A 20,705-nucleotide genomic window follows, 5' to 3' on the forward strand; every position below is an offset into this window, starting at 1 on the left:
GTTATAAATAAAAAGGGGGATAAGAAAATCCCCCTTATGATAAATTTATTGATAGCCCGGGTTTTGATACATTTTTTCCGGGTTCAGTTTATATTCATCAAACGGAATAGGGAAGTACCTGTCTTTCGAGCTAAAATTAGCCAGTTTAGCTATACCAAAGTTCGACTGACTTTTGCCCTTGAAATAATTAACCAGTTCATCAGTAGTAAAGGTGCGTAGCAGATCAAACCAACGATGGTGCTCGAAAGCCAGTTCCACACGGCGTTCATGCAGGATAGCCATCCTGAGGTCGGTATACTTTGCAGCATAGGCCGGGTTGGTTAATGATACGGCATAAGTTGGCATACCCGCCCTGGTACGTACCATATCCAGGTAGCTGATAGCGCTACCTGTGTCGCCCAGGTAATTACTTACCTCGGCCAGCATCAGTATAACGTCGGCATAACGGATCAGTATCCAGTCGTTACCGCCGTAACCCAGGTTAGATGCCGTTGGGCTGGTATCGCGGTACTTGGTAATAAAGTAATCCTTAACAATTGGGTCATTGGCAAATTTTACTGAAAAAGCCATGCGCGGGTCGCCTTGTTCATACTCTACGATCAGGTCGCGGGTTACGTTGCCGCCAACGCCTGATGAGGTAACAAGTGAGTTAATAGTTTCGCCTTTAGCCTGGTTGTTAGCTGCTATGGATGAACTGTAAACCGGGTCACCCTGTTTGTTCACAATCTGCCAGATGATCTCCGGGCAGGTTGATTTTTTTGAAACATCAAACACATCGGTGTAAGGTATACTGCTTAACGCCCCAAACTTGCGTACGTTGTAGGCAGCAAGCAGGTAGGTTTTTGCATTGTTCAGGTTTTCGGTACGCTTGCTTTGGTCCTGCGTAGTAGCCATTGTTAAATACACCTGCCCCAGGGTAGCATTAATGGCGGCTTTTGAAGCACGGCCCAGCCCGGAACCTGACTGAAGATCGGGCAGCGTGCTGTTAAGCGCGTCTTTAAGATCGGCTACGATCTGCCCGTAAACAGTTGCCTGTTTTTCGCGGAAAGTATTGGCAGGCAGCTCTGTATAAGTAAGCTGCTTGGTTACCAAAGGAACATCGCCCCACATGCGCACCAGGTGAAAGTACATTACCGCGCGCAGGAATTTGGCCTCGGCAATATATTGTTGTTTCTGGTTGGCATCGGTAAAGGTTACGTTATCAATGTTTGATAATACCACATTGGCGCGGGCAATGGTGCCATATAACGATACCCAGTGGCTCTTTAGGTAAGTATTGCTTGGCAGTAACGAAAAATCGTTAAACTGGAAGGGTTCGCCGGCGTTGGATTGATTGTCGTTCCGCCCCGTATCGTCCGAGCGTTCATCTGTCCACAAACCGCTGTTTTCGCCAATGTTATTACTGTTGCGTAACGACTGGTAGATACCATTCACCGCGCTTAAAACATCTGATGGTGTTTTTAAGGCTTCGCTAAGAGCAATGGCGTTAGGGTTTTTCTGGTCCAGGAAATCTTTTTTACATGAGGGCATGGCTAAAGCAAGCAGCGCTGCACTCATGGATATGATTATATTTTTCTTCATCTCTTTAATCATTAAAAATTAGAATGTAGCTCTTATGCCCAGGTTGTATGAGCGTACCAGCGGGTACACGCCATAATCAATACCCGGTGCCAGGTTGGCCGGCTGCGTATTGTTTGATGCGCCGCTGCTAAAGTTGTAATCAACCTCGGGGTTATAGCCTTTGTATTTGGTAATAGTGAAGGCATTAACGACTGTACCGTAGATACGTAGGTTGCTCATGCCGATAGCACTTACAATAGTCTTGGGTAGGGTATAGCCCAAGGTAATGTTGTTACAACGCAGGAAAGAGCCATCCTGCAGGTAAAAGGTAGATAAGCGTGTGCTGTTACTTTGCGTACCTGCGCGTGATGCACGGTAAACTACCCCATTGCCCGGATTAGCCGCATCGCGATAGCGTTGTGCAACATCGGCATACTGGTTGCCCGAGCCTTCCATATTGTACAGGTAGTAATCCTGGCCATCCAATACCTGGTTGCCTTTAGAGCCGTTGAATGATGCACTAAGGTCAAACTTGCGGTAAGTAGCGTTAACGGCAAAACCGTAGGTAAAATCCGGGTAGGGGTTACCAATTACGGTTTTATCGGCATCGTTAACTATACCGTCATGGTTGGTATCCTGGAAATACAGGTCGCCAACGTGCAGCGGGTTCGATTGTGAGGCTGATGGCGCTACTTTGTTAATATTATCGGCAGTTACCATACCGGCTACCTTAAAGCCATAGAACATACCTACAGGCTGCCCCTGCTGGGTAATATTGGTAAGGTAAGAGCGCTCGGCACCATTAATTATAATGGTATTGTTACTGCTTAACTTGGTTACCATGTTGCGGTTAATAGAGATGTTACCGCTTAGGTTAAGCGTAAAATCCTTGGTGCTTACCGCGCGGCCATCCAACTGGAAGTCGAAGCCGCTGTTCCTGATCTCCGCGTTGCGCAGGTTGGTAAGAATAGTGGTTGCGCCTGATATAGCTGATATGGGCTGGTTATACAATAGATTGTATGATTTACCGATATAATAGTTAGCAATAAGCGCTAAACGACCTTTTAGTAAACCAAACTCGGCGCCAACATTGTATTGCGAAGTTGACTCCCAGCTCAGGTTAGGGTCTGTAAGTCCGTTAGGATAAGTAGCAGATGCAACAGCCCCCGGCGCGCCAAATACCACACCAGTAGGGTTGGAGAAGGTTTGCCGGTAACCATAATTAGGGATATTGTAATTACCACTTAAACCCCAGCTGGCACGAAGTTTAACGGTTGACTGATCGCCCAGCAAATTGTTATAAAAAGGCTCTTCTGAAAGCGTCCATCCGGCGGCTACTGATGGGAAGTAACCGTATTTATTATTGGTGCCGAAACGGGCTGAACCATCTGCACGGAACGAACCTGTTAAATAATATTTGTTAGCGTAGTTATAAGCTACACGGCTAAAGTAAGATAACAGGGTGTTTACTGTTTTACCGGTATTGCTGTTTAAGGAGAAGAAGGAAGCATCGGCACCTTTACCCGTAATTTCAGTTACGTTATCGTTCTGGAAGCCTTTAGCGGTTACACCCACGATATCACTTGACGTTTTTTGAACGGTGTAACCGGCAAGCGCGTCAATACGGTGTTTGCCAAACTGCTTGTTGTAGTTAAGGGTAAACTCGGCTAACTGGTCGTTAATGGTGGTGGTTTGCGCGACAGCAGTGGCGGCGGCAATAGCCTGCGGTGATCCCGGAGGGTTGGCACCGCTGCTCAGGGTGGTAGGCAGGTAATAATCGTATTTCTCATTGTAGGTGTTTGTACCTACGTTAGCTTTCAGGGTAAGCGCGTCAATTATTTTGTAAGACGCTACAGCGTTAATGCTGGTGCGGTACCCTTTCCTGCTAATTTTAGTTCGGGTGGCCAGGGCAACAGGGTTCTCTATGCTTTGGTAGCCGTAAGCGGATGATTGAGATGCAGCGGCATTGGTGGCCAGCGAGCCATCCGCGTTATATGCCGGGAAGAAAGGCATGTATATCAGCGCGCCAAGTATCGGGCCGTGGTCAAAGCGGCCTTCCTGCGTTTCGCGGTTATAGTTTTGGGTATAAGATACGTTAGCACCGACATGGAACTTCTTGCTGATGTCTGACTCTACATTGGAGCGGAAGTTATAACGTTCCTGACCAGATGATACGATGATACCCGGTTGGTTTTGGTAGGCACCACTAATGTAGTAGCGCGTGCCATTACTGCCACCCGAAAACGCAAGCGTATGTTTCTGGAAAAAGGTGTTACGGTAGAGTTCATCCTGCCAATCAGTGTTTACAGTTTGGTGAATGAGCGATTGGCTTGGGAAATCATATAAATATGTCGGAATCTGCACACTGCCGGCATTGCCCACATTAGCCACACGTGTAGCGTTAGGGTCGGAGTACATGGCGTCGTTCCAGGTGTGGCCGGTATTTATCCAAAGGTCTTTATAGGCATTGTTACGACCGTCTATCACCAGCTGTGCAAACTGGTCGGAGTTAAGTAATTTTACTTTTTTGGCCAGTTGGTCGCTGCCCACCTGTACATCATATTCAAATTTACCTTTGCCTTCTTTACCATGTTTGGTGGTGATAATAACCACACCGCCCGATGCCCTTGAACCATAAATAGCGGCCGAAGCAGCATCTTTTAATATATCAATTGATTCAACATCCTCAGGGTTAATGTAAACGTCATTATTGGCCGGGTAACCATCAATCACATACAGCGGGTCTGAACTGGCATTGAAAGAGCCAACTCCGCGCACACGTATCTTGGTGCTTTGATATGGCGCGCCTGAGGTTTGTGAAACCTGTACACCTGCTACCTTACCCACCAATGCCTGGCCTAAAGTAGGTGCAGCCAGGTTAAGCTCATTAGCTTTTACGCTTGATACAGCGCCGGTAACATCGCTTTTACGCATGGTTTGGTAACCAATGGCTACTACTTCATTAAGCATATTAGCCTGTGGTTTAAGTTTCACCTGTAGAGGTGTTCCCTGGTAAGCAGCTTCCTGGCTAATGTACCCTACAAAACTAAATACGAGTACGGAGCCTCTTTCAGCATTAATGCTAAAGTGGCCCTTTACATCGGTACTGGTGGCTATGGAAGTGTTTTTTACTTTTACGGTTACACCGGGCAGTGGCAGGTCGGTTTCATCAACCACGTTACCGGTTATGGTTTCAAATGCGGCTGTTTTAACCGCTGGTTTACCGGCATTTGCCGGCACAGCAAACATTAACAATATAATAAAGCCTATACCGTTAAATGTTCGCTTTAAAAGATTAGCAGTAATCTTTTTTTGCATACATTTAAGTGTTAATTGTTAAAGGACTCTGTAGTACAAGTAATTTGACAAGCGATAACTAAAACCGGACGATTGTTGGCGCAACTCCGGTTTTTGTGTTTTTACGCTTATAGAAAAGCGGGTGAGGACATATTGTTACATAGGCAACCAGTTTTAATTTTTATAAAAAGCCAGCTGCCTTTTTGTGTAAAAAGCAAGGTTCAGGTGGCAACTTTGCTATAATGGCAACAAAGCTACCGTCATTGTCTTAACGCAATGAGTTGTGCAGGTTAACTTTTTGTTAAAGACGGTTGCTACCAGTTGGTAAGAGTGTAGTTAACATTTTTGCTGCGCGATGAGGTAACGGCTATTCCTTTGCCGGCGTTGAGTAAAGTGAAACCCTCCAGTTCGTCCATACGCGTATTAATATCTACCTGCTTAATTACCTGCATGGTGCCCATCTTAACGGACTTTTTCAGGTCAACAAAAGTGAGCCGCCATCTGCGGCCTTCAACCTGGTTTTGTATAAGGATCAGTACTCCTTTGTCTGCTACCCAATGGAGGTTTTGTACCCATGGTGTACAGGTAAATTTCTTATAGAGCACACCCGGTTCTGACGTTTTGCTGCAATTTGCAAGTTTTTCGGGGTCGTATAATCTTACTTCGTTGCCTTTATCGCCGTAGTCGGCAGTGGCTACATACCATTTATCGCCATATTTTACGTACTCGGGCCGGGTACCTTGTATGCAGGCGTCATCATCAATGGTGCTAATGAGGTTACCATCCAGCGTGCCGGTTTTTTGTAGGCCGGGCCAGTTTACCTGGTAAATTACCGCTTTCCATTGCGTACCTTCTTTATTAAGGCGGATGGAGTTACCTATAAATACCTTATTGCTCCCGTTGAACGCGATACCGGTTGGGTGGCCTATCACATCCTGGTCGTTTACCGTAAGTCGGTATTCCTTGCCCAGGTAAACAAGGCTATCCTGCTGCCAGCGGTATTCGCGTATTATGCCCACTTCCCGGTCCCCGTATAAAAATATACGGTTACCCTGCCTGGAAACGCCCTGGCATGCGCCCAATGAATCTACCGTAGTTTCGCGGGTGATCAGCGTATCTATGTTATGCTGCGATACAAAGCCGGCGGTAAGTAAAACTGCGGTAAACAGAGCGAAGGCGATGGTGATATTTTTCATGTTATGGGTCAAGCGGTTCGTCGCCATCAATCTGCAAGGAGCTGATGAGCGGATAAAATTCCAGTTCGGTATCAGACAAGCGCCGGCCCAGTTTGTAAGGCACATAGTTAAGTTCGGCTACACAGCGTTTGTCCATTGTCATAATAAAATCGTTCTGGTATTTATCTGAAACGATCAAGGCTATCTTGTTAAAAGGCATGCCGTACCTGAAAACCAGCCGGGCATCATTACGGATATTAGTGGTAGTATGCCGTGCGTGTGGTTCAATAATTACCGCGCTGGCCGGCACATGCAGTGTATTGATCATATACCGGCGCATTTCAAGCGCTTCGTTGTATTTGGTTTTAAATGGATGTGCACACCCGCCGGATACCACAATAAAAGGAGCCTTGCCTGCAAAATAAGCTCTCGCCCCAGATCTGCAACGCAGCATTCCCTCGCCGCTAAGTGGCGTTGTGAGGTTGTCGGGCCCTGCGCCGGGTACAAGGATATGGCTGTAAGGAAACTTCGCCCATTTTGTTTTTTTAATAGCAGCTACAGCCGCTTTGTTGGCACCGGAGGCCATAGGCTCAAAGTCGGCAGCGTTGTTCCGCTCGTTAATTTCCAGGTAAGTAAGCGCCGCGTGCAGCGGTAAACTAAAAAAAAGCGATTTATCTTTTACCGAGGCTACTTCTTCTGCACAATCATACATCAGTGTGTAGTAACTCTTTTTATGGACATCAAAGCTAATGGAGTCTATTTGCGGATAGTTTGGTTTTTTCCCAAGCGCATATACACTAATGGTATAATTTATAGCAGCGGCATCCTGTTGCCAAGCTTTTACCAGCAAGTTAACGGGCGTCTCTGTTTGATAAAGCATATAACAACCCGATGAGATCAGCTGATCTTTCACCAGTTCGTCTAAAGCGTTGCCCGGTTTGTACAGGGCATTTAGCCTTTTACTCACCAGCTCAATTTCTTCGTTACTGAACTGCTGTACGGCGGGGAGGCAAAGAGCATCTTTACAATTGCCGATGGCAGCCTGTAAAGCTTCGGCTTTGTTCACTGAAAGCTTTTTCAATTCGGCGTCATTGCGGAGTAACGCCTGCACTGCGCTATCATTTTTAAAAAGTGTAAGCAGGTAATAATTTTTTGCCCCAACCCAGCTATCGACCGGCGTAATTTTATAGCCGGGAAGCGCGCCTGCATATTGCGCGTACAAAGGAAAATAAATGAGCAGCAGGGCGATAGCAAATAGTGCTTTTTTCATAAGCGACATTAGGCTTTGTAAATTAATTAAACCATTATTAAAGTGATATTACGGCAGGGTTATAATCATATTATCCTGGCCGGGCAATAAACAGCAGTTGATGGTATGGCAGGTTTTAAAACTTTAAGTTATATTGGCAATATATTATTTACCTAAGAAATTTTCGAAATGAGCCAGGCAAAAAGTTTAACTCCTGCCGCGCAGGATGAATTGTTGAGCACTTTAAAATTGCGTTTTGAAAAAAATACCAGCCGGCATCCGGATATAAAATGGGCTGCTGTGGAAGAAAAACTAAAAAGCAGTGCCGGAAAATTATGGTCATTAAACGAGATGGAGCGCACAGGTGGCGAACCTGATGTAGTTGAACTTGACCCGGCTACAGGCGAATATGTTTTTTACGATTGTTCGGCCGAAAGCCCGGCAGGGCGCAGGAGCCTTTGTTATGACCGCGAGGCTTTAAACGAGCGAAAAGAAAATAAGCCCGCCAACTCGGCTGTAAGTATGGCAGAGGAAATGGGAATTGAACTTTTAAGTGAAACGCAATACCGTGCATTGCAGCAATCAGGCAAGTTTGATCTTAAAACCTCCAGTTGGTTATTAACCCCTGCAAACATCAGGAAATTGGGTGGGTCTATCTTTGCCGATCGCCGTTATGATACGGTGTTTGTGTACCATAACGGCGCGCAATCTTATTATGCCGCACGCGGTTTCCGCGGATATTTAAAGGTTTAAAACCTGCTATTTTTCGGTGCTTTTTAATGCCCAGTAGATGAGTGCCGGCTGGAAGAAAAGACGGGTGAGCCTTCTTCCGTCCGTATCCAAACCAAAAGCGCTCCTTTTATGGGTATACTGCGATATGTTACCCGGAAATACCGCTGCGAAAAATGCTGCTGCAAATTTACCCACATTAGCCCGCTGCTTTTCTGGCGTAAGGATGAGCGCGCTTCCCAACGCTATTTCTGCAAAGCCGGAATAAACTACGGTATTATCAACATCAACCGGCACCCAATCCGGTACCTGCGCCCTGAAAGCTTTACGTGCAAAAGTAAGGTGCCCTATCCCGGCAACAATCAGGTTGGCGCCCAATATTATCCTGGCAGCAGTTTTAACGGTTTCCTTTTTCATTGTTTGCAATTTTAAAAGGTCTTGCAAAATCAATACCAGGAGAGCCTGCTGCAGATAATATTGTTATTCTTTCTTGGCTATGTCGATAATAAGGTGGTTCCTGTCGATCATTCTTTCGAGGTCTAATTGATCTTTAGACTTATTCTCTAAGGCTACAGCATCTTTGGTCATGGTGATAAATGCTTCTTTTTCTCTTAACGCCCTATCTGCTGTAAATTCTAAATCAGGAAATTTAAGTATGTCAAAAAAAGACAAACTGTTCGTTCGTAAAAATTCAGATGCTGAAAGGTGTAGTTCTTCTTTCACTTTAAGTATAGTAGCACTGTCTATCGAAATATCTTCAATTATGCATTGAAGTTTCAAGCGATTTTCGAAGCGGATAAATTGATCGTGGTTATTTTTATCTACCGCTGAATACGATATCCCATGATTTAGAATGTAGGTATTTCCTTCACCTTTACGCCAATTTGAATGAGTTGTATAGCTACGTTTCAATTCCGAATGGTTTTCAAAGAAATATGGATCGATAGAATAATGTACTATACATTCTTGTCTGTCTACAATCTTCATGGATGATGAGTTGAATTGACTAAATATAACGTATTCAATCACAGTATAATTATTAATAACCAATAAGTCATTGCAAAAAACCTAAGCTTATTCCAATTCATGGTTCAGGTACTTATGTTATCAGATTCTTGAAATGATGGAGTATGGAGATTTGCGCTCCTGTAATTTATTCCTTGCTTCGCTAAATCTTTAAAGGTATTTTTTGGGGGTGGATCTAAATATGTACTTATGTTTAACGGTCTAAAAATCTATTGGTGGTTTGAATAGCAAAGGATATATTTAACAATGTATTAACAACAAAAAAAGCTCTTACAACCTTCGTTATAAGAGCCTCATCTTCAAGTAGCGGGGAGCAGGATCGAACTGCCGACCTTAGGGTTATGAATTCATTCCTATTGTAGTAATATAATCTTAAATGCACTATTTTGTCGATTAAATGCACTTTTGATATTATATGATAGTATATGAAATGATATAAAATCGCAAATTGTTGTACCTATGTTGTACCATTTTCTTATATTTAAATGTTGATAATCAGCAATATTTAAATTTGATTTTATGGCATCCATAAAAGTAGTGCTTAGGAAAAAGAAAAATAAAGACGGTACGTATCCACTTGCAATTCGCGTTACTAAAGACCGAAAGACCTCATTTATCCATTTAGGTCACCACTTAAACGAAAACGAGTGGGATGTTAAAAACCAAAAAGTAAAGTCTTCTCACAAAAATTCAGCTAGACTTAATAGTCTTATTGCTACAAAGAAGAAAGAAGCTTACGACACATTACTGCAACTCGAAACGCACAAAGATGATCTTACGTCACAGGTTGTAACGGCGAGGATCAAGCCAAAAGTTGGTTCTTCTTTTAATGCGCAAGCTAAAGCATTTATTGCCAATCATAAGGGTAAATATAACCGTGTCAAAACAGATCAATCGCGGATTAAATATTTCCAAGAGTTCCTGAAAAACAGGGACATTACTTTCGCTGAAATTAATGTGCCATTACTTAAACGATTTACTGCATGGCTACGAACTGAGCGTAATGTAAGTGAACGCACAATTACTAATTACCTTATTCTTATTCGCGCCATTTACAACTATGCAATAGCTGCCGAGGTCGTCGACCAAAAGCATTACCCTTTCGGCAAGGGCAAAATTTCCATATCACTTCCCGAAAGTGAAAAGATTGGACTGAACGCTGATGATGTTCAAAAGATAGAGGCACTGGATTTAAGTGAACTGCCTGCATGGAACCATGCTCGTAACCTTTGGTTAATCTCGTTTTATTTTGCCGGAATGCGTGTTTCAGACGTACTACAAATGAAATGGTCTGACTTTCAGAATGGACGGTATTACTACCGTATGGGTAAAAACCAGAAAATTTGTAACCTGCAACCTCCAGCAAAGGTGTTCGATATCATAAACCAATACGTGAACGATGAACAGAAAAACGACCTGATTTTCCCGGAGCTGAAGAAGCTAAAAACTCTTGATGATGATTTTGCCATTGACCGGACGATTGCCTACAAAACTAAATTAATTGACAAGTACCTGCGCTATATCGCCAAACATGAAGACGTTAAATTAACAAAAAAATTCACAATGCATATTTCCCGGCACACCTTCGGCAATCTTGCTGGTAAAAATGTCTCTCTGCGTGTTTTACAGGAAGCTTTCCGGCATTCTAGTTTGACAACAACCGCCAATTACATGCGTGCTTTCGTCACAGATGATTTGGATAATGCACTAGATACAGTAGTGAATTTTAAACCTGTGACGGTATAGGATTTAAGTGGATATGAGGCTCCTAATCTTCTCACACATGTTTTATGATAATCAACTAATTGATTGCCTCTGAAATTATAAAAAATAGTACGTGAATAAAAAAGAAGGGAGAGGAACGTCCTGGCTATAGCCGCTTGGAAGCGTTGTATTTACTACATTGAAGCTCAGTAGATCACTTTAACTCTAAGTCTTGGTGACAATCAAAGAGTTTTTTTTCGACAAGGTTATTTAAAAGTAAACTTGCCTACTAATTTCGACGGAACCATTGCATCTGACCCTTTTCAAATCTTCATGTTCTTCTCTTTGATTGTAACTGCCTCAGCTATTTTCCAGTCATTCAATTCTCATCAAACATAACAACTTTTTACCTGACATAATCAGCTAATCAATCTAAGAATATGAATGGAGCTTAGTGGAGATTCTGATGAAAGTGACCATTCCATTCCGGGGCAAGCTGACCACCCATTCCGCGGCAAACTGACCAGGGTATTCCGGGCGAAAGTGACCACTATAATAGTGTAGCTGGTGCTGAAGAGCGAACCATCTTAAGGAGGCAGACATATACACCTCCTAAGCATGGCCAACTTAACAATCAGCATGAGTAAGATAAGAAAGATCTTAAAGTTGTACAGCCAGCAGCGGCCTCTAATGAGCATAGCTGCCCAGGTTGACGCATCCCGAAACACCGTAAAGAAGTACGTATCCGCCTTTAAGGCCAGCGGCTGCACGTTTGAAGAAGTCAATTCCCTGAACGATAAAGAGCTGGAAGACTTTTTTGGCAAGACCAGAGAGCAAGCTCCCAGCAGCCGTATGCAGTCCATGCTACGGTGCTTCCCCCACGTAGATAAAGAACTGAAGCGTACCGGCATGACCCGCTATATGCTTTGGGAAGCCTATATCAAAGAGTTTCCTGATGGCTACAGGTACAGCCAGTTCTGCTTTTATTACAACCAATGGAAGGCCAGGGTCAATCCGACCATGCATATGGATCACAAAGCCGGAGATAAGCTGTATGTGGATTTTGCTGGTGAAAAGATGAACCTTACTGATAAGGATACTGGTGAGATCATATCAGTAGAAGTCTTTGTGGCCATACTAGGTGCCAGTCAGCTTACTTATGCAGAGGCTGTTATGAGCCAGCAAAAAGAAGACTTTATTGCCGCCTGTGAAAATACCCTGCACTTTATCGGCGGCGTACCCGCCGCCATTGTGCCGGATAACCTCAAAGCCGCCGTAACCAAAAGCAGCCGTTATGAGCCTACCCTGAATGAGACCTTTGAGGACTTTGCCGAACATTACGGTACCACCATCTTACCTGCGCGGGCGTACCGCCCGCGTGATAAGGCGCTGGTAGAAGGTGCTGTTAAGATCCTTTACAGCAAGGTCTATGCACCTTTGAACAAACAAACCTATCATTCTCTTGCAGACCTCAATGCAGCGATATGGGAAGCCCTGGAGGTGCATAACACCCAGTTCCTCAAAGGACGTAACTACAGCCGCAGGCTTCAGTTCGAGGAAGTAGAGCGGCATACGCTTACCCCGCTTCCGGTCATGCGCTACCAGTTCAAACAGCACTTCTATGCCAAGGTGATCAAGAACGGTCACGTTAACCTGGGCCCTGATAAGCACTATTACAGCGTTCCTTACCGCTATATCGGTAAACGGGTAAAGCTTTTATACTCCCGCACAACCGTAGAGATCTTTTCTAACTATGAGCGGATCGCGCTGCACAAACGCAATAAGAACCCTTACGGCTATACAACCGATAAAGAGCACCTGGCCACCACACACCGCTTTAAGGCGGACTGGTCACCTGATATGTTTCTGGACTGGGCGGCCTCTATCCATGAGGATGTACGGCTCTATATCCTGAAGATCCTGGACCGCAAGCAGCACCCGGAACAGGCCTACAAGTCCTGCCTAGGGGTATTGGGCTTTGCCAAGAAAGCAGGTAACGAGCGCCTGATCGTCGCCTGCCAGCGTGCTTTAAGCTATGGCATTTACAACTATAAGACCATACAAACTATCCTGGAGAACAACATGGACAGCTATGAAGAAAGCCTGTTTGCAGACGAGCTGCCTATGCCCAGCCACAATAACATCAGAGGAGATTACAAATAAGCATTAATAACAAACAACTATAACAACTCATGAATCAAGACACCTTAGACAAACTGCGGAAGATGAAGTTCTTCGGCATGTTCCATGCTTTTAAAAGCAGCGTGGAAACCGGTAAAACGAATGATTATACGGCAGATGAACTACTAGGTCACCTGGTAGATGCCGAATGGGATGACCGCCAGAACAGGCGCATTGAGCGCACGATCCTATATGCCAAGTTCCGCTATAAAGCCGCTATAGAGGACGTCCATTACCATGCTGACCGAAGTATCGACCGCAACCAGATCATGCGCCTGGCCGAATGTACATTCATTGACCGCTTTGAAAACATCCTGGTCACTGGCAGCACCGGTATCGGCAAAAGCTATGTGGCTTCAGCTATTGGACATCAGGCCTGTATCCAGGGCTACCGGGTATTCTATGCCAGCACGCCCAAGCTGTTTGCCAAGCTGAAGATGGCTAAGGCTGATGGCTCGTATATCAAGGAGATCGCTAAACTGGAAAGGACACAACTGCTTATACTGGACGACTTTGGGATACAGCCTTTTGATGCCCAGAGCAGGGCCGCCCTGCTGGAGATTATCGAGGACCGGCACGGTAAGACCTCGCTGATCATTACCTCTCAGCTGCCGGTAAGCAAGTGGTTTGAAGTGATCGGTGAAAAGACAATTGCTGATGCTATCCTGGACCGGATCGTTCACGATGCACACCGGATAGAACTGAAAGGAGAATCGATGAGAAGAAAGCGTACACCCATAACGGCAAACAACCTTGACTAAAAATAACTTTTAAATACCTATTTTTGACAACGCTTCTTAAGCACCCGCTGCACATCTCACGTCAGCAAATTGCCTGGTCAGTTTGGCCCGGAACAGGGTGGTCAACTTCTCCATAACATACACTTAAAATCCTACCTGTTCAAAAGTCCGGCCCCTGGTTAAGAATTACCGATTTCGTATCGACTGGTCGATCAAATGCAATGGCATTCGTTATAGGGAGCAAAGTATATGTCAGCGGCGGCCAGAACCAGGCAGCATTAGGAACGGATTATTTTGGAGACTTGTGGGAGTTTGATACCGTAAACGGTATCTGGTTGAAAAAATCGGACTTTAGGGGAGGTGTTCGTTATGCGGGCGTCTCGTTCACGATAGGGAACACCGGTTATGTCGGTACAGGATTGGATCAAAGCGGCAACGTTAAAAACGACCTGTGGGCTTATGATGCATCAACGAATGCCTGGACGCAGAAAGCCGATCTTCCGGGAGAGGGCCGGGGCTATGCAGTTGGATTTACCGCTGACGGTAAAGGCTATGTCGGCACAGGCCTTAATTCCGGTAAAAAGCCTTTGAATGATTTTTACCGTTACGATCCATCAACCAATAGCTGGACGCAGACTGCCTCTATTTCTGGAGCACGGTCACAGGCTTTTGCGTTTGTCATCAATAATAAAGGCTATGTGGGAAATGGAACGGGTACAAGCAACCTTCAAATGTATGACCCATCAACAAATATCTGGATAGCTAAGGCGGGAATTCCATCTTACACCTCAATAGGTGGTGCTGCTTTCTCGATCAACGGAAAAGGTTATGCAGGCCTGGGCATGCAAAATACGACGCCTGACAAACGTGTTTATGAATACACGCCTTCATCTGATACCTGGACTGCCCTGCCTGATATGGGAGCGGTATCTGTCGGAGGAATTGGTTTTGCGGTTGGCAGTACAGGCTATTTTGGACTGGGGGGCGGCTACAATGGCACAGCGCCAGGTGTCGATGTATGGACTTACAAGCCTTGATGGATGAAAAAGTATTACAAGATATTATTAATACTGCCGTTGCTTGCTGTAGCATGTAACAGCAATTCAAGTAAACGTCTTCAACTTGGAAAATTCACGGTAAAGATTATAGACGTAGATGACCGTAAATATGGCTATGACATCTACAAAGATACGGCGTTGCTAATCCACCAGCCAGTGATACCAGCAGCATCAGGAAATTCCGGCTTTATGACTGAAAAAGATGCCGAAGCTGTTGCAAAACTTGTTGTCACCAAAATCAGCAGCAGACATGCTCCGTCAATTACTAAAGGTGAACTGGACAGTCTGAAGGTCGTACATCAATGACAACGAATTTTATAGCTTCTATTCCTAATATGATACTGTAAGTGCCTCGCATTTACATTGTGATAAGGTTTAGGTTAAGCCCCGGAACAGCGAGTGTAACGGGGTTTTGTTTACCTAAGTTTGGACGTTTAAAAAAGCTGATGAATAGCGAATTTTTACATTTCACGAAGATTAATATATTCGCTAGTTGTGTTGTAGATGTCCCGGCCAAAAATTACAGGCAATAGAACGATTGAATCTATTGCATACCTGTTCTCAAGAAGTGTGTTAAAAAAGAAAAAATACTTGCTTTTAAAAATTTATCTATATTAGCCTAACCTTTACTAAAATAACAACCATCACAATTCAATGACTACTTGCTGTTCCTTTCTGCTTTTGCAATTTAAAAATCCCTTGTTTGCCCATTTTTTAAAGTCTTCTGCGCCACTTCTGGCAACTCTCAGGCAATCAAACCACATTGGACGTAAATTTTCTGTTTGCCGTATTTTATCGGCCAAATAGCCTATTTGTTTTCCGAGGGCCTTAAGGCTGTGGCACTTTTCCTGCAACAATAAATTATAATTCAACTTTTATTCAGTTAATCAATCTGGAAACCTTATTAAAATGAAACATATATACCTTTTTGTGCTCATTGTTATTTTTAGCTCCAAAGTTCATGCACAGGGCTTCTTCTCTACTACCGCTTATAGTTCCAGCGTGCCCAGAGGCGTTGGTGCCAATAGCTTATTCGGCTGGGGTGAAAACAGCAGCACTACGATTGATGTCAGACCCAATCCCGGCAACGCGAATGGGACAATGATGATCAATTACCACACGGGGATCACTTTTTCCGCGAATTCTTATTACGGCGGTATCCGCTTTTACAATCAGGGATATCCTAATCCCTATGATAGTTCCACGGGTGCGACCATGGTGATGAGCATCACCAACAACAATGTAGGTATTGGTACGACAAACCCCGATCAAAAACTGACGGTGAATGGAATCATCCATGCCAGCAGTGTAAAAGTGGATACCAATATACCCGTTCCTGACTACGTTTTTCAAAGGGACTACAAGCTTACGGATCTTTCGAAACTGGCCGCTTACATCAATAAAAATCATCATTTGCCCGAAATTCCATCAGCTGCAGAACTGGAAAGCAAAGGAATGGATGTCGGTAAGATGAACCTTTTGCTGTTAAAAAAAGTAGAAGAGCTGACGCTTCACCTGATTAACACAGAAAAGAAGGTCAAGAGGCTGCAACAGGCAAATGCTTTAATCAACAAATCGCTTAAAAAGTCTAGGCATAAATAAATCAGAAATAGCCAATGTCGCTAAGTGATTTATCGCACGTCCGAAACTGCCTTTCATTCAATTTCACAATAGCGGAATAAAAAGCACTACCCAGTTCCTTATCATAATACTAATCCTTAAATGAAATACAATTACTTGCTGTGCCATGCGCTGTTGTGCATGGTCTTTGCCTCACTATTTCCCAAGGCAAGCCATGCGCAAAGCGCATCAGAAGGCCTGGAGTATAACAAGGTTTCTATCGCTTCCCCTACTGCAGGAGCTATTACTAAGTTCGTGGATATCCCTGTAAGCTTACATACCGGGATCCCGCAGATCAGTATACCCCTATATACCGTAAAGGACGGTAGTTTATCCGTCCCCATCTCGATGAGTTATCATGCGTCCGGTTTGAAGGTGGGTGAACCTGCCAGTTGGGTAGGTGCCGGCTGGTCGCTTAACGCGGGTGGTGTGATCACCCGTTCAGTAAGGGGAACACCGGATGAAAAAGGAACGGTAAATAATTTTCAGAAAACGGGGTATTACAGCAATTACGGTTATCGCAGCTATGCGTTTTTAAAAAACCAGCCGGACGGGCCGGACACAAGGCCGGATAGCTTCTTCGTTAGTCAATATGAACGTTTTTCCAGTGGGGAGTATGATTCGGAACCCGATATGTTCTTTTTCAATGTAGGTGGTTACAGTGGCAAGTTCTATTTCAATGATGACCGGACGCCGATGCTCTTACCGGAACAGGACATCAAAATAGAGGTTAACTACACCTACGGGTCTTCTGAAAGTATCCAGGGTTTTACGCTGACGACACCGGATGGTACGAGATATTATTTTGGAGCAACGCCATCTACTACGGACACTGACCCGGTTGAATATTCCAAAGTGATGACCGCCCAGAACGGCGTTGGCTGGGACAAAGTATTGTCCAGCTGGTACCTGAATAAGATCGTATCTTTCGATGGTAACAATACAATAACACTGAATTACCGGCCGGTAGCTTACAGCTATCATATGATTTCGACCAACTATACGGTCTCTTCAGGTAATCAGGCAGGATTTAAACTTATTCGCAACATCATCCATGGTGTTGAATTGTCGAGCATCACTTCGTCAAATGCGCAGGTTAATTTTGTTCAGGCAGCCCAGCCGAGACAAGACTTAACAGGAATTGTCACGCAAACCATGGAATTAGAAAGCGCTAATACGGGCGCTAATGCTGCTTATCCGCTCGGCCGTATTGATATCATGAAACCGGGAGCTGTGTTGTTAAAAAGTTATAAGTTTGATTACAGCTATTTTGACGATCCCAATGGTGTTACCGCTACCAACCTTGGGGGCCCGACTTCGGACAAAAAGCGCTTGAAATTATTGAGTATACTGGAACAGGGCGCTTCAGGAACGCTAAACCCGCCATACAAATTTGACTATTTTGATGAGCCCGTACCGCGTCGGCTGTCCCTGGGCCAGGATCATTGGGGATTCAGCAACGGCGTGACCACGAATGGTGATAAATTCATAGGCACTTTTTACAACACTTATAATACTTCCAGCCCTACAACAGTGGCCGGCGCTGACCGAGATCCGCATTGGCCTGCCATGCGCGGGGGTACGTTAAAGAAAATCACCTTTCCTACCGGTGGGTATAATCTGTATGATTTTGAACCCAACGATACCTACAATTCGCAGATTACCGCTAGTAACGGGGAAAGGACATTCTATGCTAGTAAATCGGCAGGTTACGATGGTTGTGATTGCACTAAAACCGCTACGTTAGACACTACTTTCGGAACTTACAATTACGTCATTCAATTGGTGAACAAGCATGAGGGCGGTATCGCGGAACTAGATGTATTTGACAGCAACTGGGCTCCTCTCGATCATTTAAGCGCGCTCAATGACGAGACTAAAGAGATCATTCGCAATTATGCCCCGGGTTTATATCATATACGAGTGACTAAGTATAAATCCTATGGCGGAAACGGAGCCGATGCGATTGTGTATAAGATGGCAGGAACCATCGTTAATACCAATGCGATGGTAGGCGGCCTCCGCATCAAGACCATTACGCAGAGCAGCGCGAACGGTAATCCGGATATGGTGACCTTTTATGACTATACCGACAGCAGTAGTGGCCAGCAATTATCTACAGGAGTGGTGTTCGGAAAGCCGACCATCGCGCAACCTGTCCGGAATCAGATCTACGCGGAATCATTCAGGCCTTTGACAAACAATGTCAACAATGATCCTATCTATCCCAATGGCTGCCCGGTGGTGCCAGGATCGGGGTTATCGTACCTGACGACCCCTGCCAGCATACGGCCAATGGGCAGTACCCAGGGATCGCATATTGGCTACCGGAAAGTTACCACACGTCAGCAGGGTAATGGCTATACCGTGTCAATGTTCAATATGGATGGTGACTACCTGATCGACCGGAAAGACATCGTCAACAGGACGATTATCACGTCCCCCAATACCTGTACTATGGACATTCCGAACTTTCCATCCGCGCCGGAGCCTAATTTCTTTAAGCGCGGGCAGTTGGAATACGAAGCCAAATACAGCGAGGCCGGTGTACTCCTCCAGGATATGTCTTACACTAATCAATACCAGGAAAACCTGTTGACGGCCCCCGCGATGGTTAACACGACAGTTACCGGTATCAATAACGGGACAGGTATGTTTACCTGGTACGATCAAAAGACCGGCAGAAAAGTGACGGAGGTAGTGCATCGCAGGTCTTATAACAGCAGCGGCGTAAATGATGTGATGGAACAGTCGTTCTATGATAATGCCTATCATCATCAACTTACCAGAAAAGTTACTGTGAATTCGATAGGCGAAACACTGGAGACGCGTTACCGCTACGTACCTGATTACACCATCACAGCGGTTGACGGCCTGGACACCAAAATACCGGCCCTGGCCACTGATCAGGATGCGCTGACCACGAACTATAAAGCAAATTGGCTTCAATGCGGCACTGATCACCGTTGCAGGCGAAATCTTTGGTTAGACTATGATCTGGCGCTGAGTCATAAACGCATGACCTTCATCGATTACCGCATCGCGAATTTTACAGGGCCGAACGCGACGTATAGAGTGAACCTGCAGAACGCCTTAACGAACGCTTCTACGGTGCTAAAACCGTTGATCGACATGCGGATACAAAACAACTTTGCCCTGGTGGAAACGGTGAACTTGAAAAACGGCAACGTGATGTCAGCTGTTTACAATACCTATGACTACAAACTGGCCTCACAAAACAAGATCTATCTGTCAAAAGTTAGTAAGACGGATTACCTCGTGCCGCCATCCAGCTTTACTTACACGCAAACCGGAACGGATAATACCTCGCTTGTGAAAGATGCCGCGTATAATGAAAAAGCAGCATTCGAATATAACGCAGGTAACATTTCGCAGGTCAAATTGACGGATAACGTGCCGTCCGCTTACCGGTGGGGATACAGCAATCAATATCCTGTATTGGCTGCAAAAAATGCGGCTGCGAGCGACATCTTTTTTGAAGGATTTGAAGAAGGCGCAGGTAACGGCACATTGAATGATTGTAAGACCGGTCACTACAGTTACACGGGTACCTATACCAAGGCATTATCCGGCCTATCCAACGGTGCCTATGTGTTAAGCTATTACCAAAAAATCAGTGGTGCCTGGACATGGATGACACAGAGTGCGACGGTAAGCACAGGAAGTTACACGATCAACCTGAACGCACAGGTGGATGATGTTCGTTTTGCGCCGGCTGGCGCTATGCTAACCAGTTATACGTACGATCCGGAAATTGGTATGACCAGTACGATGGATGTCAATGGGCTGGCTAGTTACTATGATTACGACGAGTTTCAGCGGTTGAATACCATTCGGGACAATAACAAAAACTTACTGAAGAAATATTATTATAACTATAGCAATGGCACGGCAAATGATGCGCCGCCTCTGCCGTATGCTTTGATCGAGCAAATATCATTTACCAGTGGCGGGGGTAATCAGAACTATGCGGAATACCGCATCTCCCTGTATACGGACAATACGTACAGTACACCATTTACGGCAACTACCGACGTGACCGTAAATTACAAGATCACCACAATCACCAAAGTAAACACCAGTGTAACCACATCTGTAGCGCTGACCTCAGCCGTAGTTGCGAAAGGCAGCAGCTATATCTATCTCGGGTCGTTTGAAAGTGGTTGCGGTAATGCGGCGGTTGCGGTTGTCGCGGCAAGATCCAGCACATCCACGGATCAGGAGACCGCGAAAAGCAGTACGGCGACCACCCAACAGGTACAGCCTCCGGGCGGGGATACCACCTGCGTTGAAAAGCAATTTTTATTACGGACAGGAACAGGTTACCAGGGAGGTAATTAATATC

Annotated in this window: 14 protein-coding genes; 8 read left to right on the forward strand and 6 right to left on the reverse strand. The window is 45.0% G+C overall.

What is annotated here, in order from left to right:
• Window positions 1-45: 45 nt before the first annotated feature.
• The 4 genes from CKK33_RS06355 to CKK33_RS06370 form a co-directional block, all read right to left on the reverse strand.
• Complete coding sequence (locus CKK33_RS06355; protein ID WP_095703301.1) at window positions 46-1,581, reverse strand: RagB/SusD family nutrient uptake outer membrane protein; 1,536 nt, start codon at window positions 1,579-1,581, stop codon at window positions 46-48.
• A gap of 18 nt (window positions 1,582-1,599) precedes the next feature.
• Window positions 1,600-4,878, reverse strand: coding sequence for a TonB-dependent receptor (locus CKK33_RS06360; RefSeq protein WP_095703302.1), 3,279 nt, complete (start codon window positions 4,876-4,878; stop codon window positions 1,600-1,602).
• Window positions 4,879-5,171: 293 nt separating this feature from the next.
• A complete protein-coding gene (locus CKK33_RS06365) occupies window positions 5,172-6,053 on the reverse strand; it encodes a hypothetical protein (protein WP_095703303.1) in 882 nt (293 codons plus the stop codon).
• A 1-nt stretch (window position 6,054) separates the two neighbouring features.
• The gene (locus CKK33_RS06370; RefSeq protein WP_095703304.1) at window positions 6,055-7,302 is read right to left on the reverse strand and encodes a YdcF family protein; all 1,248 of its coding nucleotides are present in this window, start codon (window positions 7,300-7,302) and stop codon (window positions 6,055-6,057) included.
• Between the two features lie 168 nt (window positions 7,303-7,470).
• On the opposite strand from CKK33_RS06370, the gene CKK33_RS06375 reads away from it, so the two are divergent.
• On the forward strand, window positions 7,471-8,034 hold the full coding sequence (locus CKK33_RS06375) for a DUF4256 domain-containing protein (RefSeq protein ID WP_095703305.1): 564 nt from the start codon (window positions 7,471-7,473) through the stop codon (window positions 8,032-8,034).
• 6 nt (window positions 8,035-8,040) lie between these two features.
• Here the strand turns inward: CKK33_RS06375 and CKK33_RS06380 are convergent, their stop codons facing one another.
• Window positions 8,041-8,427, reverse strand: coding sequence for a hypothetical protein (locus CKK33_RS06380; protein ID WP_095703306.1), 387 nt, complete (start codon window positions 8,425-8,427; stop codon window positions 8,041-8,043).
• Window positions 8,428-8,490: 63 nt separating this feature from the next.
• A complete protein-coding gene (locus CKK33_RS06385; RefSeq protein ID WP_095703307.1) occupies window positions 8,491-8,997 on the reverse strand; it encodes a hypothetical protein in 507 nt (168 codons plus the stop codon).
• Between the two features lie 558 nt (window positions 8,998-9,555).
• Here CKK33_RS06385 and CKK33_RS06390 point away from each other — a divergent pair.
• The 7 genes from CKK33_RS06390 to CKK33_RS06425 all read left to right on the forward strand — a co-directional run bounded on the left by CKK33_RS06390 (window position 9,556) and on the right by CKK33_RS06425 (window position 20,701).
• Window positions 9,556-10,782 carry a site-specific integrase gene (locus tag CKK33_RS06390; protein WP_095703308.1) on the forward strand — a complete coding sequence of 409 codons (1,227 nt, stop codon included), beginning with the start codon at window positions 9,556-9,558 and terminating at the stop codon, window positions 10,780-10,782.
• Between the two features lie 597 nt (window positions 10,783-11,379).
• Window positions 11,380-12,903 carry an IS21 family transposase gene (gene istA / locus CKK33_RS06395; protein ID WP_095705773.1) on the forward strand — a complete coding sequence of 508 codons (1,524 nt, stop codon included), beginning with the start codon at window positions 11,380-11,382 and terminating at the stop codon, window positions 12,901-12,903.
• Window positions 12,904-12,932: 29 nt separating this feature from the next.
• Entirely contained in the window at window positions 12,933-13,682 is a 750-nt protein-coding gene (istB, locus tag CKK33_RS06400) for an IS21-like element helper ATPase IstB (RefSeq protein WP_095703309.1), read from the forward strand.
• Window positions 13,683-13,882: 200 nt separating this feature from the next.
• The gene (locus CKK33_RS06405) at window positions 13,883-14,698 is read left to right on the forward strand and encodes a kelch repeat-containing protein (protein ID WP_095703310.1); all 816 of its coding nucleotides are present in this window, start codon (window positions 13,883-13,885) and stop codon (window positions 14,696-14,698) included.
• A 3-nt stretch (window positions 14,699-14,701) separates the two neighbouring features.
• Complete coding sequence (locus CKK33_RS06410; RefSeq protein ID WP_095703311.1) at window positions 14,702-15,025, forward strand: DUF4907 domain-containing protein; 324 nt, start codon at window positions 14,702-14,704, stop codon at window positions 15,023-15,025.
• 603 nt (window positions 15,026-15,628) lie between these two features.
• Complete coding sequence (locus CKK33_RS06420; RefSeq protein WP_095703313.1) at window positions 15,629-16,321, forward strand: hypothetical protein; 693 nt, start codon at window positions 15,629-15,631, stop codon at window positions 16,319-16,321.
• 120 nt (window positions 16,322-16,441) lie between these two features.
• Window positions 16,442-20,701: a hypothetical protein gene (locus CKK33_RS06425; RefSeq protein ID WP_143822908.1), complete on the forward strand. Its 4,260-nt coding sequence runs from the start codon at window positions 16,442-16,444 to the stop codon at window positions 20,699-20,701.
• Window positions 20,702-20,705 lie beyond the last annotated feature (4 nt).

The sequence above is a fragment of the Mucilaginibacter sp. MD40 genome, from assembly GCF_002288635.1.
Taxonomy (GTDB): domain Bacteria; phylum Bacteroidota; class Bacteroidia; order Sphingobacteriales; family Sphingobacteriaceae; genus Mucilaginibacter.